The organism is Nonomuraea longispora, from assembly GCF_004348345.1.
GTDB classification, from domain to species: domain Bacteria; phylum Actinomycetota; class Actinomycetes; order Streptosporangiales; family Streptosporangiaceae; genus Nonomuraea; species Nonomuraea longispora.
Genome location: NZ_SMJZ01000034.1, coordinates 28,003 through 52,628 on the forward strand (window position 1 = coordinate 28,003; position 24,626 = coordinate 52,628).

At 69.8% G+C, this 24,626-nt stretch carries 31 protein-coding genes and 2 pseudogenes; 21 read left to right on the top strand and 12 right to left on the bottom strand.

Annotated elements, in window-relative coordinates; translation table 11 throughout:
- The first annotated feature begins 2 nt into the window (after positions 1–2).
- From E1267_RS11865 to E1267_RS46265, 8 genes are read left to right on the top strand one after another with little or no spacing between them, the layout of a single operon-like run.
- Entirely contained in the window at positions 3–773 is a 771-nt protein-coding gene (locus E1267_RS11865; RefSeq protein WP_132332492.1) for a thioesterase II family protein, read from the top strand.
- Positions 774–786: 13 nt separating this feature from the next.
- Entirely contained in the window at positions 787–1,500 is a 714-nt protein-coding gene (locus E1267_RS11870) for a class I SAM-dependent methyltransferase (RefSeq protein WP_132332493.1), read from the top strand.
- A 14-nt stretch (positions 1,501–1,514) separates the two neighbouring features.
- The gene (locus tag E1267_RS11875) at positions 1,515–2,621 is read left to right on the top strand and encodes a saccharopine dehydrogenase family protein (protein WP_165959567.1); all 1,107 of its coding nucleotides are present in this window, start codon (positions 1,515–1,517) and stop codon (positions 2,619–2,621) included.
- A gap of 33 nt (positions 2,622–2,654) precedes the next feature.
- Complete coding sequence (locus E1267_RS11880) at positions 2,655–3,206, top strand: ECF transporter S component (RefSeq protein WP_132332495.1); 552 nt, start codon at positions 2,655–2,657, stop codon at positions 3,204–3,206.
- Positions 3,203–4,930, top strand: coding sequence for an ABC transporter ATP-binding protein (locus E1267_RS11885; RefSeq protein ID WP_132332496.1), 1,728 nt, complete (start codon positions 3,203–3,205; stop codon positions 4,928–4,930). The genes E1267_RS11880 and E1267_RS11885 overlap by 4 nt, the downstream gene beginning before the upstream one ends.
- Entirely contained in the window at positions 4,927–5,817 is an 891-nt protein-coding gene (locus E1267_RS11890; protein ID WP_132332497.1) for an energy-coupling factor transporter transmembrane component T, read from the top strand. The genes E1267_RS11885 and E1267_RS11890 overlap by 4 nt, the downstream gene beginning before the upstream one ends.
- Entirely contained in the window at positions 5,747–6,100 is a 354-nt protein-coding gene (locus tag E1267_RS47645) for an ABC transporter substrate-binding protein (RefSeq protein WP_342774803.1), read from the top strand. Before E1267_RS11890 ends, E1267_RS47645 begins: the two co-directional genes overlap by 71 nt.
- Positions 6,000–6,221 carry a hypothetical protein gene (locus E1267_RS46265; RefSeq protein WP_246063777.1) on the top strand — a complete coding sequence of 74 codons (222 nt, stop codon included), beginning with the start codon at positions 6,000–6,002 and terminating at the stop codon, positions 6,219–6,221. The genes E1267_RS47645 and E1267_RS46265 overlap by 101 nt, the downstream gene beginning before the upstream one ends.
- Positions 6,222–6,745: 524 nt before the next feature.
- Here the strand turns inward: E1267_RS46265 and E1267_RS11900 are convergent.
- Entirely contained in the window at positions 6,746–7,552 is an 807-nt protein-coding gene (locus E1267_RS11900; protein ID WP_132332498.1) for a class I SAM-dependent methyltransferase, read from the bottom strand.
- Positions 7,553–8,309: 757 nt separating this feature from the next.
- On the opposite strand from E1267_RS11900, the pseudogene E1267_RS11910 reads away from it, so the two are divergent.
- Positions 8,310–8,693: pseudogene (locus tag E1267_RS11910) on the top strand (transposase); the annotation flags it as partial.
- 31 nt (positions 8,694–8,724) lie between these two features.
- Positions 8,725–9,126 carry an NUDIX hydrolase gene (locus E1267_RS11915; RefSeq protein ID WP_220449432.1) on the top strand — a complete coding sequence of 134 codons (402 nt, stop codon included), beginning with the start codon at positions 8,725–8,727 and terminating at the stop codon, positions 9,124–9,126.
- Between the two features lie 302 nt (positions 9,127–9,428).
- Here E1267_RS11915 and E1267_RS11920 read toward each other — a convergent pair whose 3' ends face one another.
- Positions 9,429–9,671 (bottom strand): hypothetical protein, encoded by a 243-nt coding sequence (locus E1267_RS11920; protein ID WP_132332501.1) that lies wholly within the window; start codon positions 9,669–9,671, stop codon positions 9,429–9,431.
- 275 nt (positions 9,672–9,946) lie between these two features.
- On the opposite strand from E1267_RS11920, the gene E1267_RS11925 reads away from it, so the two are divergent.
- Both E1267_RS11925 and E1267_RS11930 read left to right on the top strand, forming a co-directional pair.
- The gene (locus tag E1267_RS11925; protein ID WP_132332502.1) at positions 9,947–10,501 is read left to right on the top strand and encodes a hypothetical protein; all 555 of its coding nucleotides are present in this window, start codon (positions 9,947–9,949) and stop codon (positions 10,499–10,501) included.
- 350 nt (positions 10,502–10,851) lie between these two features.
- On the top strand, positions 10,852–11,187 hold the full coding sequence (locus E1267_RS11930) for a hypothetical protein (RefSeq protein WP_132332503.1): 336 nt from the start codon (positions 10,852–10,854) through the stop codon (positions 11,185–11,187).
- 678 nt (positions 11,188–11,865) lie between these two features.
- Here the strand turns inward: E1267_RS11930 and E1267_RS45600 are convergent.
- From E1267_RS45600 to E1267_RS46270, 4 genes are all read right to left on the bottom strand, one after another.
- Positions 11,866–12,102 carry a hypothetical protein gene (locus E1267_RS45600; RefSeq protein ID WP_220449433.1) on the bottom strand — a complete coding sequence of 79 codons (237 nt, stop codon included), beginning with the start codon at positions 12,100–12,102 and terminating at the stop codon, positions 11,866–11,868.
- Between the two features lie 179 nt (positions 12,103–12,281).
- Positions 12,282–12,719 (bottom strand): DUF6640 family protein, encoded by a 438-nt coding sequence (locus E1267_RS11945; protein ID WP_132332504.1) that lies wholly within the window; start codon positions 12,717–12,719, stop codon positions 12,282–12,284.
- Positions 12,719–13,822: an FAD-dependent monooxygenase gene (locus E1267_RS11950; protein WP_132332505.1), complete on the bottom strand. Its 1,104-nt coding sequence runs from the start codon at positions 13,820–13,822 to the stop codon at positions 12,719–12,721. The genes E1267_RS11945 and E1267_RS11950 overlap by 1 nt, the downstream gene beginning before the upstream one ends.
- A 2-nt stretch (positions 13,823–13,824) precedes the next feature.
- A complete protein-coding gene (locus E1267_RS46270) occupies positions 13,825–14,085 on the bottom strand; it encodes an SIP domain-containing protein (RefSeq protein WP_246063768.1) in 261 nt (86 codons plus the stop codon).
- Here E1267_RS46270 and E1267_RS46275 point away from each other — a divergent pair.
- Positions 14,070–14,210: a hypothetical protein gene (locus tag E1267_RS46275; RefSeq protein ID WP_246063770.1), complete on the top strand. Its 141-nt coding sequence runs from the start codon at positions 14,070–14,072 to the stop codon at positions 14,208–14,210. The two genes, E1267_RS46270 and E1267_RS46275, sit on opposite strands and share 16 nt — an antisense overlap.
- A gap of 35 nt (positions 14,211–14,245) precedes the next feature.
- On the opposite strand, the gene E1267_RS46280 is transcribed toward E1267_RS46275, so the two are convergent.
- A complete protein-coding gene (locus tag E1267_RS46280; RefSeq protein ID WP_246063772.1) occupies positions 14,246–14,590 on the bottom strand; it encodes an SIP domain-containing protein in 345 nt (114 codons plus the stop codon).
- Positions 14,591–14,781: 191 nt separating this feature from the next.
- Between E1267_RS46280 and E1267_RS11960 the strand changes: the two genes are divergently transcribed.
- Positions 14,782–15,501: a TetR/AcrR family transcriptional regulator gene (locus E1267_RS11960; RefSeq protein ID WP_132332506.1), complete on the top strand. Its 720-nt coding sequence runs from the start codon at positions 14,782–14,784 to the stop codon at positions 15,499–15,501.
- 274 nt (positions 15,502–15,775) lie between these two features.
- Here the strand turns inward: E1267_RS11960 and E1267_RS46285 are convergent, their stop codons facing one another.
- Positions 15,776–16,396: a TetR/AcrR family transcriptional regulator gene (locus E1267_RS46285; protein ID WP_132332507.1), complete on the bottom strand. Its 621-nt coding sequence runs from the start codon at positions 16,394–16,396 to the stop codon at positions 15,776–15,778.
- 70 nt (positions 16,397–16,466) lie between these two features.
- Here E1267_RS46285 and E1267_RS11970 point away from each other — a divergent pair, with 70 nt between their 5' ends.
- Complete coding sequence (locus tag E1267_RS11970) at positions 16,467–17,495, top strand: hypothetical protein (RefSeq protein ID WP_132332508.1); 1,029 nt, start codon at positions 16,467–16,469, stop codon at positions 17,493–17,495.
- 294 nt (positions 17,496–17,789) lie between these two features.
- Here E1267_RS11970 and E1267_RS11975 read toward each other — a convergent pair.
- Positions 17,790–17,984 (bottom strand): annotated as a pseudogene (locus E1267_RS11975) (Tn3 family transposase); the annotation flags it as partial.
- 76 nt (positions 17,985–18,060) lie between these two features.
- On the opposite strand from E1267_RS11975, the gene E1267_RS45310 reads away from it, so the two are divergent.
- A complete protein-coding gene (locus tag E1267_RS45310) occupies positions 18,061–18,207 on the top strand; it encodes a hypothetical protein (protein WP_181957789.1) in 147 nt (48 codons plus the stop codon).
- Between the two features lie 266 nt (positions 18,208–18,473).
- A complete protein-coding gene (locus E1267_RS11990; protein ID WP_246063774.1) occupies positions 18,474–19,553 on the top strand; it encodes a hypothetical protein in 1,080 nt (359 codons plus the stop codon).
- Here E1267_RS11990 and E1267_RS11995 read toward each other — a convergent pair.
- Together E1267_RS11995 and E1267_RS12000 are read right to left on the bottom strand one after the other, a co-directional pair.
- Positions 19,507–20,889, bottom strand: a complete 1,383-nt coding sequence (locus E1267_RS11995) for an MFS transporter (protein ID WP_132332509.1) — start codon at positions 20,887–20,889, stop codon at positions 19,507–19,509. The genes E1267_RS11990 and E1267_RS11995 overlap by 47 nt on opposite strands.
- Before the next feature lie 142 nt (positions 20,890–21,031).
- On the bottom strand, positions 21,032–21,937 hold the full coding sequence (locus tag E1267_RS12000; protein WP_181957790.1) for an MBL fold metallo-hydrolase: 906 nt from the start codon (positions 21,935–21,937) through the stop codon (positions 21,032–21,034).
- A gap of 93 nt (positions 21,938–22,030) precedes the next feature.
- Here E1267_RS12000 and E1267_RS12005 point away from each other — a divergent pair, with 93 nt between their 5' ends.
- Together E1267_RS12005 and E1267_RS44250 are read left to right on the top strand one after the other, a co-directional pair.
- Positions 22,031–22,981, top strand: coding sequence for an AraC family transcriptional regulator (locus E1267_RS12005; RefSeq protein WP_132332511.1), 951 nt, complete (start codon positions 22,031–22,033; stop codon positions 22,979–22,981).
- A 112-nt stretch (positions 22,982–23,093) separates the two neighbouring features.
- On the top strand, positions 23,094–23,255 hold the full coding sequence (locus tag E1267_RS44250) for a hypothetical protein (protein ID WP_165959568.1): 162 nt from the start codon (positions 23,094–23,096) through the stop codon (positions 23,253–23,255).
- Positions 23,256–23,367: 112 nt separating this feature from the next.
- Here the strand turns inward: E1267_RS44250 and E1267_RS12010 are convergent, their stop codons facing one another.
- Positions 23,368–23,547 carry a hypothetical protein gene (locus tag E1267_RS12010; protein ID WP_132332512.1) on the bottom strand — a complete coding sequence of 60 codons (180 nt, stop codon included), beginning with the start codon at positions 23,545–23,547 and terminating at the stop codon, positions 23,368–23,370.
- A 239-nt stretch (positions 23,548–23,786) separates the two neighbouring features.
- Between E1267_RS12010 and E1267_RS45610 the strand changes: the two genes are divergently transcribed.
- Positions 23,787–24,299 (top strand): ATP-dependent nuclease, encoded by a 513-nt coding sequence (locus E1267_RS45610; RefSeq protein ID WP_220449435.1) that lies wholly within the window; start codon positions 23,787–23,789, stop codon positions 24,297–24,299.
- Positions 24,300–24,352: 53 nt separating this feature from the next.
- Complete coding sequence (locus E1267_RS45615) at positions 24,353–24,538, top strand: hypothetical protein (RefSeq protein WP_220449436.1); 186 nt, start codon at positions 24,353–24,355, stop codon at positions 24,536–24,538.
- Positions 24,539–24,626: the final 88 nt, after the last annotated feature.

The window sequence follows — 24,626 nt, forward strand, 5'->3', positions numbered from 1 at the left end:
GGATGACGGAGCCTGCGGGCCGGTGGCTGCGCTGTTACCAGCCGCGCCAGGCAGTGGGCTGCCGGCTGATCTGCCTGCCGCACGCCGGCGGCTCGGCGAGCGCCTACCGGGCCTGGCCCGCGTTGGTCGGCGAGCGGATCGAGGTGCACATCGCGCAGTACCCCGGCAGGGAGGACCGATACGCCGAGCCCCATGTCCACGACCTCCCCACGGCAGCGGCCAGGATCGCCGACGAGGTCGCCCCCCTCACCCGGGGCCGGTACGCCCTGTTCGGCCACAGCATGGGCGGGGCCATCGCCTACGAGGTCGCGGTCATGCTGCTCCAGCGTGGCCTGCCGCCACCGGTGCACCTGTTCGTCTCGGGACGGGAGCCCCCCGTCCATCACCGCGACGGCACCGTCCACAGCCTGGACGACGAGGGGATCGCCGCCGAGCTGATCCGGCTGAGCCCGTCCAACAAGGAGCTGCTGGCCGAGCCGGAACTGGCGGCGCTCGTGCTGCCGATCATCCGGAGCGACTACCGGCTCATCGAGTCCTACCGACCGGGCGCGGACGTCGTGCTGCCCGTTCGGATCACCGTGCTGGCCGGCATCGACGACGGGGAACTCAGCCTGGCCGAGGCGCGCGACTGGTCCCGCTACACCGATCGGGAGATGCGCCTGCGCACATTTCCCGGTGACCACTTCTTCCTGAACGAACACCGCAGGGCCGTGACCGGTCTCATCGCCGAGACGCTCAGCCCGATCGCCGACCCCCTGCCCCCGGCCCCATGATTGGCGGACTTCCATGAAAGACACGCTCATTTCCCCGGCCGTCGAGTTCTACGACGTCGTCACCCGCACGCATTCGGAGGGAGGCGACGCGCTGCGCTCGGTCCTGGCCGAGGTCGACCCGTCGGCCGGTGCGATCCTCGACGTCGGCGCGGGAACAGGCAGGACAGTCCAGATCATCGCCGAGGCGGTGCCCGGCGCCCGGATCGTCGCCGTCGAACCCGACCTCGTGATGCGAACCGTCCTCACGCACCGCGTCGTCGCCGACGACGATCTGCGGTCCCGCGTCACCATCCTCGCCGATGACGCACAGGGGATGGCGATCCCGGAGACGCTGTCGGCCGTCGTGCTCTACGGCGTCCTGGGCATGCTCGACCGCGACGAGCGGGCGCGCCTGTGGGACAGGCTGCTGCCCCGGCTCGCTCCCGGCGCCCCGGTCGTCGTCGAGCTGCTTCCCATCGAGAAACCACAGACGCTGCCGCCGATGCCGTACGCGAAAGAACGTATCGGGGAGCATCTCTACGAGGCCACGCTGCGCGGGGAGCCCGGTGAGGACGACCTCATGGTGCTGAACACCACCTGGCGGATCACCGGTGAGGAAGGTGAGGTCCGCACCGTCCATGGAACCAGTCAGTGGCACACCTTCGGCCTCGACGACCTCGCCCGCGAGACCGGACTGACCGCCGAGCGGCTCACGCTCCAGGCGGGTCTCCTGCGGGCGGGCGGATGATCGGTGTGGCCGGCGTGACCGGGACCGTCGGAAGGCGCGCGGTCTCGGTGCTGGCCGGGCTTGGTGCCGGACCGCTCCGGCTGGGCGGTCGTCGCCCCGCCGAGCTGGAGCGGATCGCGGCCACACTCCCGGATGCGAGCGTGCACCGGCTCGATCTCGACGACCCGGAGAGCATGGACCGGTTCTGCTCGGGCTGCCACACCGTGCTCAACTGTGCCGGCCCTTCGTATCTGATCCTCGATGCCCTCGCGCGGGCGGCCCTGCGCGGGGGAGCGGGCTACGTCGACGTCTCGGGTGACGAGCCGGTGCACGAACGGCTCTCCGTGCTCGGACTTGCGTCTCGCCGTGCGGTGCTCTCCGCGGGCGTCCTGCCTGGGCTGTCCGGGCTGATCCCCCGCTGGATGGCCGCCGGCTTCGATCGCGTGGACGCGCTGACCACCTACATCGGGGGCCTCGAACGGTGCAGCCCAGGCAGCGCGACCGACATGATCCTCAGCATGCGGGGGGACTCAGGGGACCATTACGGTCAGGCCCTCGCCGGCTGGCGGAACGGCAAGATCGAGGTGGGGGTGCTGCGTCCCGTCACGGACGTGGAACTGCCCTTCTTCCCCGACCGAGTCACCCTGCAGCCGTTCTTCGGCGGTGAGTCGGAACGGCTGGCCTCCGCGATCGGAGCCGCGTCGATGGACTTCTGGAACGTCTTCGCTGGCGACCGGCTGCTCAGCGCCTTCACCGGCATGCGTGGCCGGCCGCCGTGGACAGACGAGGAGATGGAGGCGGCTGTCGCCGAGCTCACCCGCGCGGCCGATCTCGACATGTTCGGGCGCCTGCCGTACTACACCCTGCTGTTCAGGATGGCGGGCGACGTCGCCGGCCGGCACTCCGTCCGCACCGTGGCGCTGCGGACGGAGGAGGCCTACCGGCTGATCGCCGTGGTCGCCGGCCTGACGACCCACGCGGTGGCCGAAGGCCGGATCCCGCCCGGCGTGCACTACGCGGCCGATGTACTCGATCCCGAGACGGTCATCGACGGGGTACGGCATTCCGGCGCTCTGGCCGCCTTCGAAGTGATCGACGACCTGGACATGGGGGCCGACCTCATGGACGAAGGCGCGCTCTGAAGGTCATCACATCCAACCGAACGAAAGAGACTCATGACCGGCTACTCGACACGCACCATCATGATCGCGGCTGCGGTGGGAGTGGTGTTCGGCCTGCTGCTCATCCCGGCCAATATCTACACCCTCGCGATGACCATGACCTACCCGTTACTCGGGGCGGTGACGTGGGGGCTCTGGGGGATGGCCGCATACGTGGCCGTTGGATTGCTGCGCCGATTCGGCGTGGGGATTCTGGCGAACGTCGTCGCAGGGCTGGTCTCCGGACCGCTTACCGGGTACGGCTGGGCGCTGGCGGCGACAATGCTCTTCTGGGGACTCGTCATCGAACTCCCCTTTCTGATCACCCGATACCGGCGGTTCCCCGTCGCCATCTTCCTGGGAACCGGTGCGTTCATCGGCCTCGCCAACGCCGCGATGGGGTGGGGGCCGCTGGGGCTCGGGCAGATGCAGCCCGTGATCGTCGCCCTTGTGGTCGGCGGCGCGGTGGCGAGTTGCGTCCTGTGCGCCTGGCTGTCGTACCTGTCCGTTGGTCGCCTCGCTGCCGCGGGAATCGGGGTCGGCCCCCGCCGGAGCCGGACGCCATGACCCTGATCGAGGCCGAAGGCGTCGCGGTCCGTTACGACACGTCGGACGGATGGGTGGGAGGCGGGTTGGACCTGGACGTCTCCGTCGGAGAGGTCGTGCTGTTGCTGGGGCCCTCCGGGTGCGGGAAGTCCACCTTCGCCCTCACACTGAACGGGCTCGTCCCGCACAGCGTCCCGGCGGAGTTGCGCGGCAGGGTTCGCGTGGCTGGACGGGACACCGCCCATCATCCGCCCGGACGGCTGTGTGACGTGGTGGGAATGGTGTTCCAGGATCCCGATGCCCAGATCGTCTGCGCGACTCTGCTGGACGAGGTGTGCTTCGGCCTGGAGAACCTGCTGACCCCCCGAGCGGAGATCGAGCCGCGTGCCATGGCCGTCCTCGCCGAGGTCGGGCTGGCTGATACCTCGGAGCCGGCGCTGCGGGATCCGACGCGGTTGTCCGGCGGCGAGCGGCAGAAGCTGGCGCTCGCCTGTGCGCTGGCGACCCGGCCGAGCGTCCTGGTGCTGGACGAGCCGACAGCCAACCTCGACCCCAGGAGTACCCGCGACTTCTACCACCTTCTGGGCAGAGTGGCGGAGCACGGGACGAGCGTGATCCTGATCGAGCATGACCTGGACGACGCCGTCGCCATCGCGGACCGGGTCGTCGTCCTCGACGCGGAGGGAAAGGTGCGGCTGAGGGGCACCCCGGCCGAGGTTCTCGCCGGGCATGCCGACGAACTCGACGCACTCGGGGTGTACGGGCCCACGGCCGTGCAGGCCGCCCGGCGGCTCGGGCTGTACGGCGACGCGCCGCGGGATGCCCCGCTGACCCTGGAGGGCCTTGCCTCGGTCCTGCGTGAGGAACCCGTGACCGATCTCTCACGGGGACAGGTCGATGAGCGGGACGCGCAGTCGTCCCCCACCGAGATCATGGCTACCACCCTGGTGGAAGTGGACGACCTGACCGTCCGGCTGGGCGGCGCGGACGTGCTTCGCCGCGTCTCGCTCTCGGTTGCGCGCGGTGCCTATCTCGCGGTGATCGGGCTGAACGGCGCAGGCAAGAGCACGCTCGCAGGATGCCTGACGGGCGTGCTACGGCCGCCCCCGGGGCGAGTCCGCATCGACGGGGCAGACATTTCCAGGCTCTCGGCGCGGGAGCTGAGTGATCGCGTGGGATACGTCTTCCAGAACCCCGAGCACCAGTTCGTCACCGGTTCCGTCGCCGAGGAACTCGCCCACGGGCTGTTCGTGCGTGGCCTTCCCGGCGACGAGGTGACCGAGCGGGTCGCCCTGATGCTCGAGCGCTTCGACCTGGCCCGATACAAGGATGTGAACCCGTTCATGCTCTCGCACGGAGAGAAGCGCCGCCTGTCGGTGGCCACGGCGCTGATCTACGGGCCCGAGCTGCTGGTGCTGGACGAGCCCACGTTCGGCCAGGACCGGGCGCGGGCGGGGGAGCTGCTCTCCCTGCTCGACGCGTTGCACGCCGCGGGCACCACCGTGATAATCGTCAGCCACGACCTGCAACTGGTCGCGGAACACGCCACCCACGTCGCGGTGCTGGCCGACGGCGAGCTGCTCGCCCATGCCCCGGTCGAAGGCGTACTCCGCGATGACGCGCTGCTGGAAAGGGCAGGGCTGCTTCCCCCGCCGGTGCGCCGGCTCGCCACCGCGGTGGCCCCCGGCCGGCCCCGGTGGGAGACAGTGTTCCGGCTCACCGACCTCAGTCCGCGGCTGCGATGACGGGACAGTCCGTCGCCACCGGCCACGCCTCCCAGACCACTCCCGACCGGGGAACGGCGGGACATCCGGGCCAACGGCCCCGGCCCCGGATCAACCCGCTGACCAAGATCGCGATCGTGCTGCCGCCGATGGTGGTGCTGCTGTTCGTCCGGGACGTCTTCACGCCTCTGGTCTTCACCGTGCTCGCCCTGACGGCCGCCGTCGCCGTGACGCGGCCCCGGCCGCTGAGGTTCCTGATCGGCGCCGCTGTCGCAGCCGTGGTCTTCACGTGGACCGTCCTCGTGTTCGCGCTGACCACTGCCCCGCAGATCTCTGTTGGAACTCAGGTGGTTCTGGAAGTGGGGCCGCTGACCGTGCACGCCGGCGCGCTCGAGTCAGGCGCGGCGACGGTGTTGCGCGTCACCGGGCTGATCTCGTTGACCGTACTGGGTGGCGCGGGAACCCCGGGGCCGGAGCTCGCCGGTGCGCTGGTCAACCAGCTCAAGATCCCCTACCGGTACGTGTATCCCGCGCTGGTGGCGCTGCGCTTCGTGCCCCGGCTGCGCCGGGACATCGCGATCATCAACGCGGCACACCGGATCCGTGGCGTTCGTGAGCGGCGGGGACCGTTCGGCGCCTTGACCCGCGCGTCCCACATGCTCATCCCCTTGATGGCCGGAACCATTCGGCACGCCGAGAGGATCTCGCTCGCCATGGACGCCCGCGGATTCGGCGCCCATCCGACCCGCGAAGATCGCGTCCCCACCCGCTTCACCTGGCTCGACGCCCTCGTGATGACGCTCGGTATGGTCGCGGTGGCGGGGCTCTTCTGGTTGAGTGCCGCGCTGGGACACCTCGAGCTGGTGGGGACCGTGTATCCGTCCGCAGTGCCAGGAAATCGGGGGTGATACGCGCTTCCGGAGGAGCTGCGCGACTTCTCCCAGCCGGTCGGCTCCGGGGCCGTTCCGGTTCAAGTCGTGGACACCCGGCCGGTCGGTGGTGCTCACCCGCAACCCCGGCTACTGGGAAGGAGCCCCGCAGATTGAGGAGCTGGAGTTCCTGATCGCCAACGAGGAGTCCGCCCGGATCAATGCTGCTGGGCGGGCAGGTGGAGTACGCCCACGACCTGACGTCGGCCACCGCGCGCCAGCACGGCTCCCGCGCCCGGTTCGTGCACTCGCCCCGGAGTGACGGCGCGGAGCCGTTCTGGAAATCCGTCGCCGACGTCGTCCACGACGACCGGGACGGCGACCCCGGCCGTATCCCGACCGTCCACTACGAGATCCCGCTGCGCCTCCCGGCCAGGCGCTGACAGACCGCGGGACGCGCGCGGGCGGTCCGGGAAGGGCGCCGTCGGCCCGGCACTTGGCCCACGACCGAGGTCGTCGCCGTGGACATGGATCCGCTGCTGCGGCCCCTCGCCCGTGCCGGCCTTCCGGCCGGCGATCGCCGACCTCGCCGCAGCACTCAGGACGACACGCGCCGCCCAGTACGGCGAGGAATGGGGTTCGTGGTGGCGATGCCGTGGGGAAGGAGCTGGGGGTGCTGTCCTCAGGGCTTTTGCAGGAGAAGCCCCGGATGGTGACCTCGGGGGCGCCGCCGGCGGCCGGTGGCGTCGAAGCCAGGCGGGAGGCCTTCTCCCGGTAGACGGGCATGGTCAGTTCCGCGGCGTCGCGGGCGCGAGCCGCCGTAGGGGTAGATGGTGACAGGGCCGGGCTGGTGGCGTTCGTGGCAGCACACCCCGTTGTAGGCGGTGACTACCAGGCGTCAGGCAGGCCAGGTCGGCCACGGCAAGCCGGTCAGGTGCGGTCCAGTGGATCGGCCGCTGGGCGCTTGTCAGCGTTGATGGCCGATGCCTATCAGCACGGAAGCGTCCACCTGGTCGAGCCCTTCGCGCTCAAGGCTCGCGAAAAGGTCGTCGCGGACCCTCGACACCGCGTCGGCGTCCAGGCCGGTGAGCATGCCGCGGAACCCGCTGCCCGTGACGAGCAGCCAGGCGAGCTCGGAGGTCAGCGGCACGGCCAGGGGTGCCCTGGTGATCCGCGCATCCGCCAGCCCGAGGCCGGTCAGCCAGCCGGCCAGGCCCTCGTCGGTGTCGATTCTGGTGACAGAGTCCCGGCTGGACGGCGACTCCACGGCGGCGCCGCGCACTTTCTCGATCACGGCGTGCAACGCGCGGCCGTACTGTTCCAGCGCGCCCTTGGCCCAGGTGGTGACGGCGAAGCGGCCTCCCGGGCGTACCAGGCCGATGAGCCGCTTGACCGTCGCGTCCATGTCGGGGAGGAAGAAGACGCCGTGAACGCAGATGGCCGCGTCGTAACGGACGCCCGGCTGCCAGGTGGTGGCGTCGGCGCGGATGAATCGCAGATTGGCCAGCCCCTGGGCGTCGGCCCGGCGCCGGCCGTGAGCGAGCAGCGACTCGGCCAGGTCGATGGCGTCGACGGCGCCCTCTGGCCCGGCCGCCACCGCGGCGGGCAGGGCCGAGGCCCCCGCGCCGCAGCACACGTCGAGCACTCGTTCGCCCGGCCGCACGTCCGCTGTGCGGACGGTGGCGGCGCCGATCGGATCCCACAGGTGCGGAGCCAGGGAGACGAACTCCTCCGCGGTCGCGTCGAAGATCGCCCCGATCTCATCCGGCTTCATCGGACATCCTCCACAGGTCTCGGCCTCGGGCAGCAGGCCGTGCGATGGCCTCCGCCTTGAGGGCTGCCATCACAAAAAGCGAAATGAAAACCATTGCCGCAAGTGCGGCACATGGAGCTTACTCCGTTGACCGCCTGCCGCAACCCCGTGCCGGCCGCTTGACTACCTGATGGGTGTGCTGACGCGTGGACGTCGGGGGGGACGCCTCACTCAGCCGGTGCGTGAAGGTGTTCGACGGTGGGTGAGGCGTGGATGGCGTCGAACCGCTGGTGGGCGTGGATCGCACCCCGCCTGCGACTCCGACGACCTGGCCACCGCCGAAAACACCGCAGCCGCAGGCGCCCAGACCGCCCGGCTGATCACTCTGCCGAACCACGCCGGCGACGCCACGACCTGAACCACCAAACCCAGCAGGCCCGTCGCTTCTTCGGCGGGCCTGCGTCTTGTCCTCAGCGCTGTCGTGCAGGTGGTGCAGCCGATCGATCCCTGGCCCGTCCTGCGAACAGGGCCGAGAGGATCGCCGGAAGAAGCAGCGGATCTTTTATCTGCTGGTTGGACACGCCCAGTGAGCTCGACGGGACGGCTTGGGCGAGACTTGACCTGGCACGGGGTCATCGTTGACTCGCGGCGCCGTTCGGGTCTTCTGGCTTGGTCTTCTGTCGGTCGTCGCCGAGGTCTGAACTGACGATGGCGGTCTAAATGATCTACCGGCGTACATGGTCCGTGCACAAGAGCAACCACCGAGCAACCAACCATGAACGCCGAAGACAAGACCCACGCCCAGGCTGCGGCCAAGGACTTCCATGCCGCCTATGGCGCCAAGTATCCCAAGGCCGTTGCCAAGGTGGTCGACGACCTCGACGAACTGCTCGCCTTCTACGACTTCCCGGCCGAGCACTGGGTGCACCTGCGCACGACCAACCCCATCGAATCGACCTTCGCCACGGTCCGTCATCGGACCAAGGTCACCAAAGGACCGGGTTCTCGCGCTGCCGGGCTGGCCATGGCCTTCAAGCTGATCCGATCCGCCCAAGCCCGCTGGCGCGCGGTCAACGCACCCCACCTGGTCGCCCTTGTCCGCGCCGGAGCGGTCTTCACCAATGGGAAACGCCTCGAACGCCCCGACGACCTGGCCGCCTGACCCACCCTTTTCCCGACAACAGGAGCACACGGTGAACAGCACGATCGACAAGATCGCCTGGATCCACCTGGCCAACTGCAAGATTCTCAGCACCCGGTCACGAGGCAAGAACGCCTACTACATCCCCGGCGGCAAACGCGAACCCGGCGAAACCGACATCGACACCCTCGTCCGCGAGATCGACGAGGAACTCTCCATTACCATCATCCCCGCCACCGCCACCCACGTGGGGACCTACCAGGCCCAAGCACACGGCCACGCCGAGGGCGTCACCGTGCAGATGACCTGCTACACCGCCGACCATCACGGAATTCCGACGCCCAGCAGCGAGATCGAAGAAATCACCTGGCTGAGCTACGCCGACCGTGACCGCGTGTCCCCAGTCGACCAGATCATCTTCGATCACCTACACCGGACCGGACAACTTCACTGACTCAGCAACCCCCAAACCGATCCACAGGTATTGACTATTGCTCCCCATAAGGAGCTGGCGCGGGATCTGTGGAATTGCGCGCTCGACGGCCAGGAGCCTATCTATGTGATTTCGCGCATGCCGTCCAAGTCGTGAGTGGTCGTGCCAAGTCCTTCCCCGACGATCGCCATAGCATCGTGATCCCTGAGGCCACGCCAGGGCTCTTCCTCGTATACAGGCTCCAGGTTCTTCACCACGGGTTGATCTTCATGGTGCTGGCGCCGCCCCGGTGCAGCCCTGGAGCAACCTTCCGGGATGCACGTTCAGCTGGCCTGGTGTGACTGTTCAAACGATGGAGCATCTGGCAGGGACGTATCGGGCCGGGCAGTGCTGTCCTTCTCGCGCAGCAGCGCCTGGGCCACGGCGTCGGCTTGGGAGCGTGCGTTCTGGTGCTCACCGACCTGTCGCCAGGCGTCTTGCTCGCCTTCCTCGGCACGGTCGCAGGCGGTCTCGGCCTGGGCGCGGGCCTGTCCGGCGGCGGCGATCCGGGTCGTGACGCGTCTCACCCGCAGCGGCGACAGCGAGCAGCGCCCTTCCGCCCGAAGCCGCCCCAGCGGATCCGTCGGCCGAGCCGGACCTGCCGGGAACCCCGGGCGGCGCCGGGCCGCACGCGCTGCCCCGGCCCGCCACCGACCCCGCCCCGCACGGCCTCTGCCTGAAGGACCGCAAGCCGCTCCCGCCCTCGCGCGGCAACAAGCCGTGCAAGTTCTGCGACCACATCTACAAGAACGCCTACTACCGGGACCGGGAGCGCGCCCAGCGCGAGGCGCTGACCGCCGCGGTGGCCACCACCGCGGGCGTGCTCACCGACGCCAGACCGCTCGCCGACGCCTTCGCCGCACTGGTCGAGCGGTATGAGCAGGCCACGCAGCAGATCGAACGGAGCGCCCACCAGCGCATCGCCACCGCCGAGCAGAAGGCGGCCGACGCCGAGGCCGCCGAACTGGACGCCCGCGAGCGGGCCGATGCCGCCGACCGGGCCCGGCGCACCGCCGAACGCGGCGAACGCGAGGCCCGCGCGGCGCAGCGCCAGGCCGAAGAGCGCGAGGACCGCGCCCGCGCCGACCTCGAGCGCGTGGCGCGCGAAAGCGAACAGCGCATCGTGGCCGCCGAGCGAGGCCAGGCCAGGGCGCGCAAAGCCAGCTCGAGGAGTCCGAACGGGTACGCACCAGCCAGGCCGACCAGATCCGCGTCCTACGTCAGGAACGGGAGCAGACCGCGGACCGAATCGACGAGCTCACCACCCTCCTGGGAACCCGCACGCAGGACCTCGCCTACGCCCAGAGCGAGAACCGCCGCCTCACCGACCGGGTGGAGCAGATCGGCCAGCGCCTGACCAGCACGCAGTAGCAGCTCCAGGAGGCCAAGATCGCCGCCGAAGGGCTCCGCACCGAGCTCACCACGGCCCGCCAGGAGCTCACCACCGAGCAGCAACGCTTCGCCGGCGACCGCGACCGGCTCCGGGAGCAGGCCGACCAGGCCCTGCGTGCCCAGGCCGCGGCCGAGACCGCGGCGGCCGCCGCAGTGGCGGCCGAGCAGGCCCGGCTGCAGCTCATGCGCGAGGACCTGCAGCACACGCGCACGCAGCTGGCCGCCGCGCTGATCGCCGTCGCCGCCGATCGACCACCCACCGCGGCGGCGCAACCGCCACAATGAGACCGAACACGACACCCCCAAGGAGAGGCCATGACCGACGGTCCCGGGCCCACCACCGCCCATGCCGCCTACGCTCGCCGGGTCGTCCAGGCCCTCGTTGAACACTTCGACGAACTGACCGATGCGATGACCTCCGACATCGTGGAAAAGTCCATCACCGCCTCCCTTTTCCATCCGTTCGACGGATGGGAGGTGATCTTGGACAGTCCTTACGTCGCCAACTGGAAGCTCAAGCCCGACACCGGCAACCGCATCCGGGTGGCCTGTATCCGGACACCGCCCCGCACCCCCGATCCGGTCCAGACGCAGCGCGACCTTGACAGGGAACGCGCCCTGACCCGTCTTCTCCAAGAGCTCGCCTCATGAGAGGGCGTTACGCGAGTTGATGTCCCTCTCGTCCTTTGCCTTGGGGAAGGCGGGCTGGTCAGGGCGTTAGCGGTTGGGCTGGGGATGTGGCTGAGCGAACATTCCTGGCTCGGTCTCGACGAGAATGCCTGGTTGACCAGGCGCTTGAGCTTGGCGCGGATGTTCTCGGTGTTCTTCTTCGCGATGGGCAGGTCCAGCGCCTGGCAGAGGTCACGAGCTCGTAGTGGGCGGCCGAGGTCGGCGAAGACGTTCAGGATCTGCCGGTAGGCGGGGTGGTCGGGGACCACGGGAGGCGGTGGGACCGGCTCGGGTCCTGGTTCGTCGGCGAGGGACAGCAGGGTCTTGCGGGTGATCCGCAAGTGCTCGATCACTTCGTGCAGTTCGCCGAGGTGCGCGACCATGGCGTCGATCTCCGCCTGGGTCTGCTCGATCTGGCCGGTCAGGGCCCGCTCGCGGGCGTCGACCTTGTTCAACAGCCACGTGCCGAGGTCCGCTTCCTATTCATCTGGCCTGGTCATGTCGACCGCCACGACGGTGCGGGGGGGTGCGAGTCAGCCAGCGGGACATCACGTCGGTCATCGCCCAGTGCACCCGTGCTTCAGAGCTGGCCGGCAGGTGTTCATAGTCGCGGACCAGGCGCCGGTGCAGCATCAAGGTGCCATACGTCTGCTCGACGATCTATCGTTTCGGCTGGGGGACGAACCCGGTGTCGGCGGGGTTGCGTTCGACGATCTCCACATCGATCCCGAGCCCGGCCCCATGGTCGACGACCGTGTTCTTGAACCCCTGATCGACCAAGGCTTTGGTCACCGTGCCGGAGCTCTGGGCTGCGACCCGGTCCAGCAGAGCGGTCCCGGCGGCGTTCTCGTGCGCGGAGGCAGCCAGCACCACCACCGCAATGACCAGGCCGAACACGTCTAGGGGTGCCGGTAAGAAACGTGTCATGAGCCCCAAACGGGCGTTGCTGCGAGAGCAACAATCACCTGGGCCTGCATTTGATGGCAGTCCCAAGCCCTCTCATTCGACGCCGAGGTGGCCCGTGTGCGGGTGTCCTGGCCGGCCTCGCCCTCGATGAGCACCGGCTTGAGCGGCGGTCATGACCGGGTGGCGGAGACTGCGGGCATGCGCAGTGTCGCCGCTGTCGCGACGAGCAGGGCCAGGAGCAGGATGATCGCCATGAAGACCTGCCCGTGCAGGCCGAGGACGAAGACGGTGCGGTCGGCGAACTCCGGGTCGTAGGTGGCGGTGGCGGGGAACAGGAGCGCGCCGATCATGCCGAGCCACGGGGTGGCCAGGATGGCGGCGGCGTGTAGCAGCGTGGTGCGGCCTGGCCGTAGCGCGAGGGTCAGGCCGGTGAGGCCGAGGAGCACTGTCATCACCATGTATTGGGCGTCGTGGAATTTGGCGTGGGGTGGCCAGGCCGGGTTGAAGGCGTGCTGTGCCGCCAGATCGGGGATGACCAGGTCGGCGAGCACGGCGCTGACCGTCGTGATCGCTGTGACAGCAATGATCAGAATTCGGGGGAGGGGCATCAGATCGTCCAGGTGTAGGCGGGGGTGAGGGAGCGGGCGAAGAGCCTGTTGGGCAGGAGGGGAAGAACCGCGTCCCGCAGCGTGGTCAGGGGCGTGGAGGTCCAGTGCGCCGCAGCGCCGGCCTGGCGGGAACGGCGGACGATCAGCTGGGTGCGCGGCCTGCGGGTGCGGTCGTAGGCCTGCAGCCCTTCGCGTACGCCGAGGGTGTCCACCGCGTGCGCGAGCGTCACCGCGTCCTCGAGCGCCTGGCAGGCGCCCTGTCCCAGGTTGGGGGTCATGGCGTGGGCCGCGTCGCCGAGCACGGCCACGTTCCCGGCGACGTAGGTGGGCAGCAGCGGCAGCTCGTGGGTGTCGTGTTGCAGCACCGCCTGCTCATGCGCGGAGCCGAGCAGCGCGGGAATGGGCTGGTGCCATCGGGCGAAGCGTTCGCACAGCTCCTCCAGGCCGGCGTGGGAGCCGGCCGGAGCGTTGGCCATCACGTAGCAGTAGACGCGGCCGTCGGGCATCGGCACATGCCCGAACCGTTCGCCCCTGCCCCACGTTTCCACACTTGCCTCGACGGGCTGAGGTGGGGCGATGAGACGCCAGGTGGTGTAGCCGATGTAGCGCGGCCCGGGGAGGCCAGGCCAGAGGGAGCGCCGGGTCACGCTGTGCACGCCGTCGGCGCCCACCACGAGATCGGCGGTGCAGGTGCCGCCGCTGTGGCTGATCGTGCCGTCGGGCTGGACGTGCTCCACGTCGATGCCGGGCCGTAGCGCCTCGGGCGGCACGGCCGCTCGCAGCAGGTCGACCAGATCGGCCCGGTGCACGGTCACCCACGGGCCGAAACGGCGCTTCAGTTCCTCGACGTCGTTGCGGACCAGCCAGTCCCCGCGGCTGCTGCGAATGCCCGCGAGCGGACCGGCCAGCCCACCGGCGCGCAGGCGCTCGCCCAAGCCGATGGCGTCCAGCGCGCGCAGGCCGTTGGGCTGGATGGTCAGCCCGGCGCCCACCTCGGTGAACGCGGCGGCGCGTTCGAGGACTTCCACCTGCCAGCCTCGCTGATGGAAGGCGACGGCCGTGGCGAGCCCGCCGATGCCGCCTCCCACAATGATCACTTTCATGTTCAGGTCTCCTTGACGGTCAGTGCAGGCCCCGCTTGCCCGGGGCCCAGATACGGCTTGGTCTTGATCGAGGTCCTTGGCCAGTTGCGTTCGCGCATGAGGAAGTCGCGCACCAGCCGGCAAGTCCTGGCCTCGCCTGCCACGTAGGCGGCGCCGGCGTTGCCCGGCAGGTCGAGTTCGGCCACGGCCGCGAGCAGCACCGGGGAGGCGATCGCGGGGGCGCCGTGGCGGTGGACGCGGCGCAGCGGTGGCGTCCCGGGCAAGGGCGGGCAGGTCGTGCTCGGGAGTCTCGCTCTCCAGGACGCCGTACACCTCGGCCGAGGCGTCCAGCGCTCTGATCATCGGGCCGAAGGCCACGCTGGCCGTCTCCTCTCCGATGAACACGTGATAGTCCGCCTCGCGGGTGAAGAAGTCGCCTTGCGGTCACCAGAAGGTCACCCGGTTCCTGGGCCGTGCCGCGCGCGCCCACGTCAGGCCGATGCCGTCCCCGTCGTACAGGTGGATGCGCAGTTCGATCGCCGTCCTGGCGGGGTCGAGGTCCCAGATCGTGTAGGTGCGCAGCGTGTCGGCCGGGCGCAGGAGGCCCAACACCGACAGCGGATCCTTCAGCTGGATCCTGACGGGCTGGCCGGGGGTGTAGGGGAAGGCGACGGGCTGGCTGGTTTCCAGCCGGATCCGGCGCATCGCGGAAGTGACCTGCTCGGCCACGGTGACGGTCCCCTCCATGGCGTACTTGCCGAACAAGCGGTCACGCATCGTACGGGCCATGTCAGGACTCCGTGCGCCGCCGCAGGCGGGCGGATCTGGACGCCCGCCACCACACGGCCGTCACCAGCGCCATCACCGCGAGAACGATCCACCACACGGGCCCCACGTCCGCTCCTTATTGCCTCTAGATTATTTAGAGGCAATAAGGAAGCATAGATGCCCTAGGATGTCAAGGAACGCCAAGGGAGGTGATGATGTCCGCGTCAACCAGCAGACGGCAGAGGCTGCGCCAGGCCACGCTGGAGGAGATCCACGCGGCCGCACGCAAGCTGCTGGTCGAGCAGGGGTCGGCAGCGGTGACCATCAACGCGGTCGCCCGCCAGGTCGGCATGAGCGGCCCGGCCCTCTACCACTACTACGCGGACCACGACGAGCTGGTCGGCGCGGTGACGGCCGACTTCTTCCGCGAACTGGCCGCCGCCATGGAACAGGCCCGCGACGCCCGCGCCGGTGCGCCGGTCGGCGAACGCATCCTGGCCGTCTGCCGCGCCATGCGCGCCTGGGCCATCGCCCACCCCGCCGAGTTCGGCTGGATCTTCGCCAGCCCCATCGCGGCGCCGAACCGGCAGCCTGATGCGGCGCGGCACCAGGCCGCCCTCCGCTTCGAGCAGGTCCTGCTCGACCTGACCGCCGAGCTGTGGCAGACCCACCCGTTCCCGGTGCCCGACCTGGCCGAGCTGCCCGCGTCCCTGCGCGAGCAGCTCACCACCTACTTCGCGGCCATCGACGGACAGCTGCCACCCCAGGCCGCCCACGTCTTCCTGTCATGCTGGATCAGGCTGTACGGCCTGCTGTGCATGGAAGTCCTGCACCAGCTGGACTTCGCCTACGCCGACCTGGAGCCCGTCTTCGAAGAGTGCTTGCGCGACCTGGCGGTCGCCCTCGGCATCGACGACGACGCAGCGGCATGACTCCGACCGGTCGTCGGGAGCGATACGTAACCGCGGGGCTCCGAAGGGGGCGGACCACGTACGGAAGAAACTCCAGAGCTGACGATGGCCCGACGCGAGGCGCCGGCCATTTGTTGTGGTGGCGGGCCGCCCCACTTCTCTTCAGGAAACAGCCCTTCCGTGACGTTGCGGGCTGCCGGAGGTCGTTAACGCCGGATCCCGCTCTATCGTACTGACCCCTGGCACCAAGAGATCGTCACGAACGGCCCCGACGCGCTCGTGACGGCGGCGGCCGTCAGCCGGTCAGTGAGTCCAAGCCGCGGATGGCGATGTCCGCGGCCCGGCCCATCGCCGCGAGGTAGTCCTGCTCCGACTCGCCGTACATCTCCACGCCGGCCAGTCCGGCCGCCTGCACCGCGCCCATGAACGCGCCGGTGGCCGCCGCGGCGCTGATGGGGTCGAGCCGGTCGGGGAACGCCTTCAGCAACGCGTCCGCGATCCGGCGCTGCGCGTCGAACATCACGTGCAGCGCCTTGGCCCGTACAGACGGAACGGTCGCGAGCAGCCGCTGGTGGATCTCCGCCATCTCCGGCTCCTCTGCCCACATCCCCTGGGCGAGATAGCGGCCGATGGCCCGGTCGAAACACCGGCGCAGCACCTGGGGCGCCGTGTCGTCCGGCGCGCGATCGGCGATCACCTCCAGCGCCAGGCCGTAGTAGCGCTCGGTGCCGGCGAACAGCACGTCCTCCTTGCTCGGGAAGTAGTTGAAGAACGTCTTGGTGGACACGTCCGCCGCGGCGGCGATCTGCGCGCCGGTCGTCTGCTCGTATCCCTGCTCGGTGAACAACCGGACCGCCGCCTGGATGAGCAGGTGCCTGGTCTGCCGTTTCTTGCGCTCCCGCCGCGTCTCCTCCATGAGCAGCAATCTTACACCAGAGCATTTTTACACTGTTGTACTTTTGCATCCGATGCGGTAAACCGGGGCCATGAACTTCCTCGCTCGCCTGGCGCCCGCCTTCAGCCTGATCCTCCTGGCGCCCCTGACGGCCGAATACCTGATGGGCAACGCGCCTATCACCCACCTGCAGAACCTGCCGGCCCTGGCCCTCCTCTACGGCTGCGGGGCGCTGGTTATCCGCGAGTTTGCCCGCCGCACCGGGCGCGGCTGGCCGGCCATCATGACCTTCGCGCTGGCGTACGGCATGATCGAGGAGGCCTTCGTCACCCAGACGCTGTGGAACCCAGGCTGGGCCGCCGGCGCGCGCATCCTCGACTACGGCTTCATCCCCGCGCTCGGCCTGGCCGGGCCATGGACGATGTTCATGGCCGGCGTGCACACAGTGTTTAGCATCAGCGTGCCGATCGCCGTCATGGAGACCCTGGCCGGCTCGCGGCGCGCCACGCCCTGGCTGGGCAGGGTCGGGCTCACGGTCGTGAGCGTGCTGTACGCCCTCGTCATCCTCGGCTCCGTCGTCGCCCAGAGCCTCAACACGGACTACGTCTCCGCGGCCCAGCGCATCGGCGCCGCGATCGTCATCGCCGCGATCATCGTCATCGGCCTGCGCCTGCCCCGGAACACCCCGGATGCCCTCCTCCTGCCCGGCCGCGCCCCGAGTCCGTGGGCGGCCGGCGCGTTCGCCCTGGCGGCGGGGTCGGTCTTCGTGCTGCTGTACGCAGTGGACCCCACCGGACTGTCGCCCTGGCTGGCGATCCCCGTCCCGGCGTGGCTCAGCGTGGTCCTCTACCTGGCCCTGTTCGTCACAGTCTCCGTCGTGTTGCTGCGCTGGTCACGCCGGGACGGCTGGTCACAGGCGCACCGGCTGGCGCTCGCCGGCGGGGCCATGCTGACCTACGCCTGGCACTCGTTCCCGTGGCGATCCATCGTCACCCAGGTGCCGCCCACCCCACCGATCGGCCTGGCAGAGGACCTGCTCAGCAACGCCCTGCTCACCATCGGCGCGGTGACGCTGCTGGTGTTCGCGAGCCGGCGACTGCGCGGGCAGGGCGGTTCCTGAGGGGGTGTGGGCAAGCCGCGCCGTCCTTCTGGGGATGCCATCTGAATCCGGCTGGCATGGGCTGCCGAGCGACAGGAACTTCTCGGACAGAGGGAGGTTCTCGGACGGCGTTGGTGCAGGTGGGCTTGCTGTCCACGTTTCTGGACAACGAACGACTGGCCTTGCAAAGCCGCAGGTCAAAGCGTCGGCGGCCCGAATCTGCCAGTGTGGCACCCGACGAAGGGCCTTGGCCCGGACCTGATGCGCGCCGTCCTGCCAGGCGGGCGCGCACCGGCCCTAACGACGATCACGAAGCTAGTTCGGGCTGCCCGCCTCCGGAGCTGGCACGGCGCCGCCGAGTGAAAGGCGCTTGGCCACGTCCAGGCGCACCTCGCCGTAGGGCTGGACGTGCTGCCAGAACAGCGGGGTCAGCCCGCGCCGGTCGGCGGGTTTGAGCAGCTGAGCCCATTCTGGGTCGGCGAGCACGTTCTGCAGCATCAGGGTGTTTACCTGTTGACTGAACTAACGAGGATGTTTGTCCAGTTCAGAAGACAGGCGCTGCGGGGGACGTCTATGGTCCCGGCTCATGATCGAAAGGGACGATTCCGAACGGGATCTCGCAGCGCTGCTCGTACCGCGCGCAGGTGCGTTCGTCGAGACGGGCGATGTGTGGGAGCCCTATCGACTGGTTGATCCGGCCGGGGAGGTCGTCGGGCAGTCGCGGTGTATCTGAGCGATCCTGCAGGCGATCGGTCGGCCGGCGACGACGCAGCGCTCGTACGGGATGGACCTGCTGCGCTGGTTCCGGTTTCTGTGGGCGATCGACGTGCCCTGGAATCAGGCCACCCGGAACGAGGCCCGCGACTTCTCGCGGTGGATCCAGATCGCTGCCGCGCCTTGGCGAACGCGCCGTTGGCGTTCAGCCGCCGATGGACGTGGACGTGCGGCCCCTCGTGCCGGCAGCCCAGCACCCGGGAGCCCGGCAGCAGGTGCATGTCCTTGCGGCGCAGGTCGGTGCCCGGCAGGGTGGCGGCGATCGCGACGGTGCCGCTGCTGTTCGACGCCTCGTTCCTGCGGCTGGAGACGGGCATCCTGTCCGACACGCAGTTCATCCTGCTGGTCGCAGCCGGTCTGGCCGTGCTCATGTGGTCGCCGCAGCTGTCGGTACGGGCGGTGACCGGCGCGGGCCTGCTGTTCGCCGCGGCGGCGCTGACCAGGACGATCGCGCTGCCGCTGCTGCTGCTCGTCGTGCTGGTGCTGGCGGTGCGGCGGGTGGGGTGGCGGCCGGTGGGCGCGCTGGCGCTGGCGGGTGTGCTGCCCCTGGCCGTCTACGCCGGCTGGTACGCCCAGCACCACGGCCGATTCGCGATCAGCGGCGCGGACGGTGTCGCCCTGTGGGCCCGCACCATGACGTTCGCCGACTGCGCCCGTATCCAGCCGCCGCCCAGCCTCGCCCGCCTGTGCCCGAACGGCACGAAGGTGGACGCGGCCTCCGAGTACGTCTGGGCGCCAGGGGCCTCGCTCAACCCGCTGCCCGGCGACCGGTTCGCGTACAACGACCTGGCCCGCGCGTTCGCCGTGCGGGCGATCCTGGCCCAGCCGCTGGACTACCTGGGGAACGTCGCCCGCGACACCGCCATCGCCTTCTCCTGGACGCCGATCCCCCGCCCGGACCGGACGACGCCCGCCTTCGGCTTCGGCAAGGGCCGATGTGAGCTGCCCGCCCAGCCGCTGGTCGACAAGGTCAAACGGGAGTACGACCCGGACATCCGGGGCCTGACGGCGGTCTCGCCGTACGCGGACGTCCTCATCGCCTACCAGTACGTTGCCGACCTGCGCGGCCCGTTCCTGGCCGCGATCCTGCTGCCGTGGGCCGTGTCCGTCGGGCTGCTGATCGGCCCGGTCGCGGTTCTGGACTTCGACCACCGGTACGTGCTGCCCGTCATCCCCGTCGCCTGCCTGGCCGCCGCCCTCACCTGGTCGAGACCGGCGCAAGGAGGCGTGGCGGGGGCGGTGCGGAACTCGGTGGCGGTCATGGCGGCCTCCTCAGACGTGGGCGCGGCAGGAAGAGCGCGGTGAGCACGCCGATCGCCATCGCGCCCGCCGCGATCAGGAAGGAGGCGCGGAAACCGGCCAGGCTGGAGACGGTGACGCCGCCCAGCTGGTACGCGCTGCCGGCGAGCACCGTCCCGATGACCGCGCTGCCGATCGACGAGCCGATCATCCGCATCAGCGTGTTGAGCGCGTTCGCCGCACCCGTCTCCGTGGCGGGGGTGGCCGAGGCGATCAGCGCGGGGAGCGAGGAGTAGGCGAGGCCGGTGCCCACGCCCAGGATCGCGGTGACGACGAGGCTCTGCCAGGCGGCGCTCATCAACCCGAGCCCTACGACGTAGCCGGACGCGATGATCAGCATGCCGAGAATCAGTGCGGTCTTGGGCGTCCGGGACAGCCGGGCGTAGACGGGGGCCGTGAGCATCATGGCCAGACCGAGCGGGGCCATGCACAGTCCGGTCACCACCATGGACTGCCCGAGCCCGTGGCCGGTGCTCGCCGGCAACTGCAGGAGCTGGGGCAGGACCAGCGAGACGACCAGGAAGGCCATGCCGACCATGATCGAGGCCAGGTTGGTGAAGAGCGCCGCCGGGCGGGCCGAGGTGCGCAGGTTCACCAGCGGCGCGGGGAGCCGCAGCTCCATCACGGCCCACAGGACGAGGACGGCCGCCGCCGCGGCGAACAGCCCGAGCGTGACGCCGGAGGTCCAGCCCCAGTCGCGGCCCTTGCTGATCGGCAGCAGGAGGAGCACGAGGCCGGCGGACAGCCCCACGGCACCGCGTACGTCGAAGGTGCCCTGCGCGCGCACCCGTGACTCGGGGATGGCGAGGAGGGCGAGGACGATGCAGAGGGCGCCGGGCCCGGCGGAGCCGTAGAACAGCACGTGCCAGTCGGCGACCTGCGCGACCAGGGCGGCGGCGGGCAGCGCGAGGCTGCTGCCGATGCCCATGGACGAGCTCAGCAGCGCCATCGCCGGGTCGCGCCGCTCGCGGGGCAGCAGGTCGCGCAGCAGGCCGAGGGCGAGGGGCACCGCGCTCATCACGACGCCCTGGAGGGTGCGGCCGGCGATCATCACGTACAGGTCACTCGTGAGGGCGCTGATCAGGGAGCCGGCGACCATCGCCGCGAGGCTGACGATCAGCATGCGGCGCTTGCCGTGCAGGTCGCCGAGGCGGCCCATGATCGGGGTGGCGACGGCGCCGGCGAGCAGGGTAGAGGTGATGACCCAGGTGGCGTCGTCCGGGCCGGTGCCGAGCAGTCGCGGCAGGTCTTGGAGCACCGGGATGAGCAGGGTCTGCATCACCGAGACCACGATGCCCACGAAGGCGAGCACCGGGACGAGGGCGCTCGAGGCGCGAGTCATGAAGGACGTTCTCCAGAACGAGAGGTGCTGTGTGCGGGAGGCGTCGGCCCGTGCCGGTTCACGGGCCGACGGGCCAGGGGCAGGCGGCGGACGGGCCGCCGCCCCCGGCCGACACCTCAGGCCGATGCCTCAGGGCAGGCCGTCAGGCGGTCGCCCAGGGGCCGAGAGCGAAGGCGTCGCCGGTTCGGCGGACCTCCAGGGCGCCCGCGCCGCCGAAGTGGGCGGGGATGAGTAGTTCGCGTTCGTCGGCGGCCCGCGCGAGGATCCGGCGGCGGCTGGCCTCCGCCTGGGCCGGCTTCAGGCAGGCGTTGCTGTTGAGGCAGGGGTCGAGGATCTGGACCGGGCTGTGCAGCAGGTCGCCGGCGAACACCGCACGGTCACCGCCGGAGGCCAGCCGCAGCACCGACGAGCCGGGGGTGTGGCCGGGCGCGGACTCCAGGGTGAGGTGGTCATCGATGCGGTGGTGCCCGTCCCACAGCACGGCCTGTCCTGCCCGGTGGATGGGCGCGATGCTGTCCTCGTAGAGCAGGCGGTCCACTTCCTGCACGCCCCCGCCGTACCCGTTGGCCGGCCCGTAGTGGAAGTCGTCGGCGGCCGGGATGAGGTACTGGGCGTTGGGAAAGGCCGGCGCCCAGTCCCCGTCCGCGTCCACGGTGTTCCAGCCGACGTGATCGACGTGCAGGTGGGTGTTGACCACGACGTCCACGTCCTGCGGCCGGACGCCGGCCCGCTCCAGGAGGGCGAGGAACTCGCTCCGAGCCCTGTGGAACGGTCCCATGCCGGGCCGCTCGCGGCCGTGGCCGACGCCGGTGTCGACCAGCACGGTACGCCCGCCGCTGCGCAGCACCCAGCTCTGCAGGGCGCTCACCATCCGGCCGGTGCCGGGCTCCCAGTGGTCGGGCGCCAGCCAGTCCGCGTGCTCCTTCCACACCTCGTCGTCGGTGCCCGCGAAGAACTCGGAGGTGTGCAGGAAGGGCACGTGCCACTCAAGGACCCGGATGACCTCGACGTCGCCCAGGACGATGCGCTGTGTGTTCTCGTTCGTCATGGTCAACGACCTTAGGAAGCGGCTGGTGATCCGCTCAATGCCCGTTCGACTCAACCAAATACGAATCCGTATCACGAGGGATATGGTGGACGGATGGACGTGGTCAGTGACGCGATCTCCGCCGTTCATCTCGGGCACCCGCGGTTCAACCGGGTGGGCATGGACGGGAGCTGGTGCGCGCGGCTGGACCCGTACGACGGCGCGGGCTTCCACGTCGTCCTCAAAGGCAGCTGCTGGCTCCGCACCGACGGCGGCACCGACGTATGCCTCAATGTGGGCGACGCGGTGCTGCTGCCCCACGGCACCGGCCACGTGATCGCCGACTCCCCCAGCGACCCGGAGAAGGCGGTGTCGTTCGAGCGGTGGCTCGCCACGGCGGAGCCTCGCCACCACGGCACGACGGAGCTGCTCTGCGGCAAATACCGGCTCGACTGCAGCCGCATGCACCCGCTGATGACCGAGTTGCCCGAGGTCGTCCACCTGCCCAGCCGCGTGGGCACCCACCTGGAGCTGCGCGCCGCGATCGACCTGCTGGCCGGCGAACTGGACGAGGTGCGGCCCGGCTTCTACATCGCGCTGCCGAACCTGCTCGACCTGCTCCTCGTCTACATGATCCGCGCGTGGATGACGCAGACCACCAGCGGCGCCTGGCCCAGCGCCCTGGGCGACCCGGTGACGGCCGCCGCGCTGCGGGCGATGCACTCGCAGCCGGCCGCGCCGTGGACCATCGACCGGCTGGCCGCCGAGGCGGGCGTCTCCCGTCCCACGCTGGCGCGCCGGTTCGCCGCCCTGGTCGGGCGGCCGCCGATGGCGTACCTCACCTGGTGGCGGGTGATTCGGGCCGCCTCGCTGCTGCGCGAGACCAAGGACACGCTGGCGGCCATCGCCGAGCGCGTCGGCTACAGCAGCCCGTACGCACTCTCGCACGCCTTCGAGCGGGAGTTCGGCACCACGCCCGGGCGGTATCGGGAGATCGTGCGGTCGGGCGTCTCCCCGGCGCCTGCGGCAGCGTCCGGCCGCCGACCGGTCGATCGGAGAGCGTGACCTCGACGGTGGTGCAGGGTGCCTGGGCTGCGAGAACGCCCGCGTTCACCCCGGCCACCACAGTCGGCTCGCTCACCTGCACCAGTCCTTGGCCAACCTGTGCTCAGTCCTGGTGCGCGCAACGTGGTCGCGGGACCGGGGGGAGGCCCACGCGCGTCTGGAGGACCTCAAGGCCAAGCTCGGCGAGGGCATCTGGCGTCAGGCCCTGGCTCGCGTCACCGACGCCGACCGCACTCTCATCGCCGACCTGCTAACCGGAGAACTCGACACGTGACCCTCACCCTCCACGCTGATTCCGACCCTTACCGGCTGCCGCTGCCTACTCCGGACACCCCGATCGTCTTGCCGCACCTGGTGACCGGCGAGCACGCTCACCTCAACGGCCGCTACGACGCTGCGGTCTGGCCGCTGGGGGCGCTGACAGAGAACCCCAGCACATAGTGGCGTGAGCGATCGCTTCTGCCAGCCTTGATCGCGAAGTAGATCCAGGCCAGGGTGACGCACACCGCGACGCTCCAGCCGGCGACGGCCGACAGGTCGACATCTTCGGCGGGGTCGTCGATCACGCTCGCCGCCAGGCCTGCACCGAGAAAAGCCGCGAGGAATAGCAACGGCTGAGCAGCACCGAGCGCCGGCGCGGCAGTTCGGGTGCGGCGGCCTGGGGCGCGTCGTCGACCGGCGTCGCGGTGGTGGCAGAGGCATTGGCGTTGGGGGGCGCTGTGGGGGATGTCGTGGTGGCCTGGGAACGGCGCCGCTCGACCAGGGCCCGATCCTCCAAGTCCGGGTCCGCAACAGCCGCCACCGTGTGACGGTCCCCTTCGACGAGCGGTCACGCGGGTTCGTCTGGTTCTTCTCCTTCCTGGCCTACTTCACCGACCTGGAGAACACCAATGACGGGAACCTGATCCTGCTGCTCGACGAGCCCGGCCTCTCCCTGCACGGCCGCGCCCAGGAAGACCTTCTGCGGCTCATCGACGAGCGGCTCGCCCCCGAGCACCAGGTCATCTTCACCACCCGCTCACCCTTCATGGTCGACCCCGCGCACCTGGACAGGGTCCGCACCGTGATCGATCACGACAGGCACGGCACCAAAGTGTTTGCCGAAAGCTTCAAGGCCGACGACGACACCGTCTTCCCCCTCCTGGCGGCCATGGGCATCGAGCTGACCCAGACCCTATTCGTCGGCGAGCACAACCTTCTGCTCGAGGGCCCCAGCGACCTGATCTATCTGGACATCTTCACCGACGCCGTCGAGGCTAAGGGCAAGCCTGGCCTCGACCTCGCCTGGGTCAAGGATTCCCATCGGCGGCGCCGGTAAGCCCTCCACCTTCGCCACCCTGCTCGGGGGCCAACAGGCTCAACGTCGCCGTCGTGATCGACTCCAGCACCACCGGAGTAGGCGCCATCAAACGCCTCCGGGTGAACGGGCAGCTCCGCGACAAGGCCCTGATCGAGATCAGCGAATTCACCGGCACCAGCGACGCCGACATCGAAGACCTCCTCGATCAGGACTTCTACCTGAGGTGCCCAGCAGATTCCGGACAGTCGGCTACATAAGCTGACAGAAGTCTGGAAGAGGTAGGTACGTGGCAAGGCGTCGCAGGCAGTTCTCGCCGGAGTTCAAGGAAGAAGCCATCCGCATGGT

Bases quoted from the DNA above. Each gene is read 5' to 3' on its own strand.
- E1267_RS45310 (WP_181957789.1), top strand. From the start codon at position 18,061: ATGATCGAAAGGGACGATTCCGAACGGGATCTCGCAGCGCTGCTCGTA.
- E1267_RS46265 (WP_246063777.1), top strand. From the start codon at position 6,000: ATGCTGCTGGGCGGGCAGGTGGAGTACGCCCACGACCTGACGTCGGCC.
- E1267_RS11865 (WP_132332492.1), top strand. From the start codon at position 3: ATGACGGAGCCTGCGGGCCGGTGGCTGCGCTGTTACCAGCCGCGCCAG.
- E1267_RS11890 (WP_132332497.1), top strand. From the start codon at position 4,927: ATGACGGGACAGTCCGTCGCCACCGGCCACGCCTCCCAGACCACTCCC.
- E1267_RS11900 (WP_132332498.1), bottom strand. From the start codon at position 7,552: ATGAAGCCGGATGAGATCGGGGCGATCTTCGACGCGACCGCGGAGGAG.
- E1267_RS11930 (WP_132332503.1), top strand. From the start codon at position 10,852: ATGACCGACGGTCCCGGGCCCACCACCGCCCATGCCGCCTACGCTCGC.
- E1267_RS12000 (WP_181957790.1), bottom strand. From the start codon at position 21,937: ATGACGAACGAGAACACACAGCGCATCGTCCTGGGCGACGTCGAGGTC.
- E1267_RS46285 (WP_132332507.1), bottom strand. From the start codon at position 16,396: ATGGAGGAGACGCGGCGGGAGCGCAAGAAACGGCAGACCAGGCACCTG.
- E1267_RS11950 (WP_132332505.1), bottom strand. From the start codon at position 13,822: ATGAAAGTGATCATTGTGGGAGGCGGCATCGGCGGGCTCGCCACGGCC.
- E1267_RS11995 (WP_132332509.1), bottom strand. From the start codon at position 20,889: ATGACTCGCGCCTCGAGCGCCCTCGTCCCGGTGCTCGCCTTCGTGGGC.
- E1267_RS12005 (WP_132332511.1), top strand. From the start codon at position 22,031: ATGGACGTGGTCAGTGACGCGATCTCCGCCGTTCATCTCGGGCACCCG.
- E1267_RS11870 (WP_132332493.1), top strand. From the start codon at position 787: ATGAAAGACACGCTCATTTCCCCGGCCGTCGAGTTCTACGACGTCGTC.
- E1267_RS46280 (WP_246063772.1), bottom strand. From the start codon at position 14,590: ATGGCCCGTACGATGCGTGACCGCTTGTTCGGCAAGTACGCCATGGAG.
- E1267_RS11970 (WP_132332508.1), top strand. From the start codon at position 16,467: ATGAACTTCCTCGCTCGCCTGGCGCCCGCCTTCAGCCTGATCCTCCTG.
- E1267_RS11885 (WP_132332496.1), top strand. From the start codon at position 3,203: ATGACCCTGATCGAGGCCGAAGGCGTCGCGGTCCGTTACGACACGTCG.
- E1267_RS11945 (WP_132332504.1), bottom strand. From the start codon at position 12,719: ATGCCCCTCCCCCGAATTCTGATCATTGCTGTCACAGCGATCACGACG.
- E1267_RS11960 (WP_132332506.1), top strand. From the start codon at position 14,782: ATGATGTCCGCGTCAACCAGCAGACGGCAGAGGCTGCGCCAGGCCACG.
- E1267_RS11880 (WP_132332495.1), top strand. From the start codon at position 2,655: ATGACCGGCTACTCGACACGCACCATCATGATCGCGGCTGCGGTGGGA.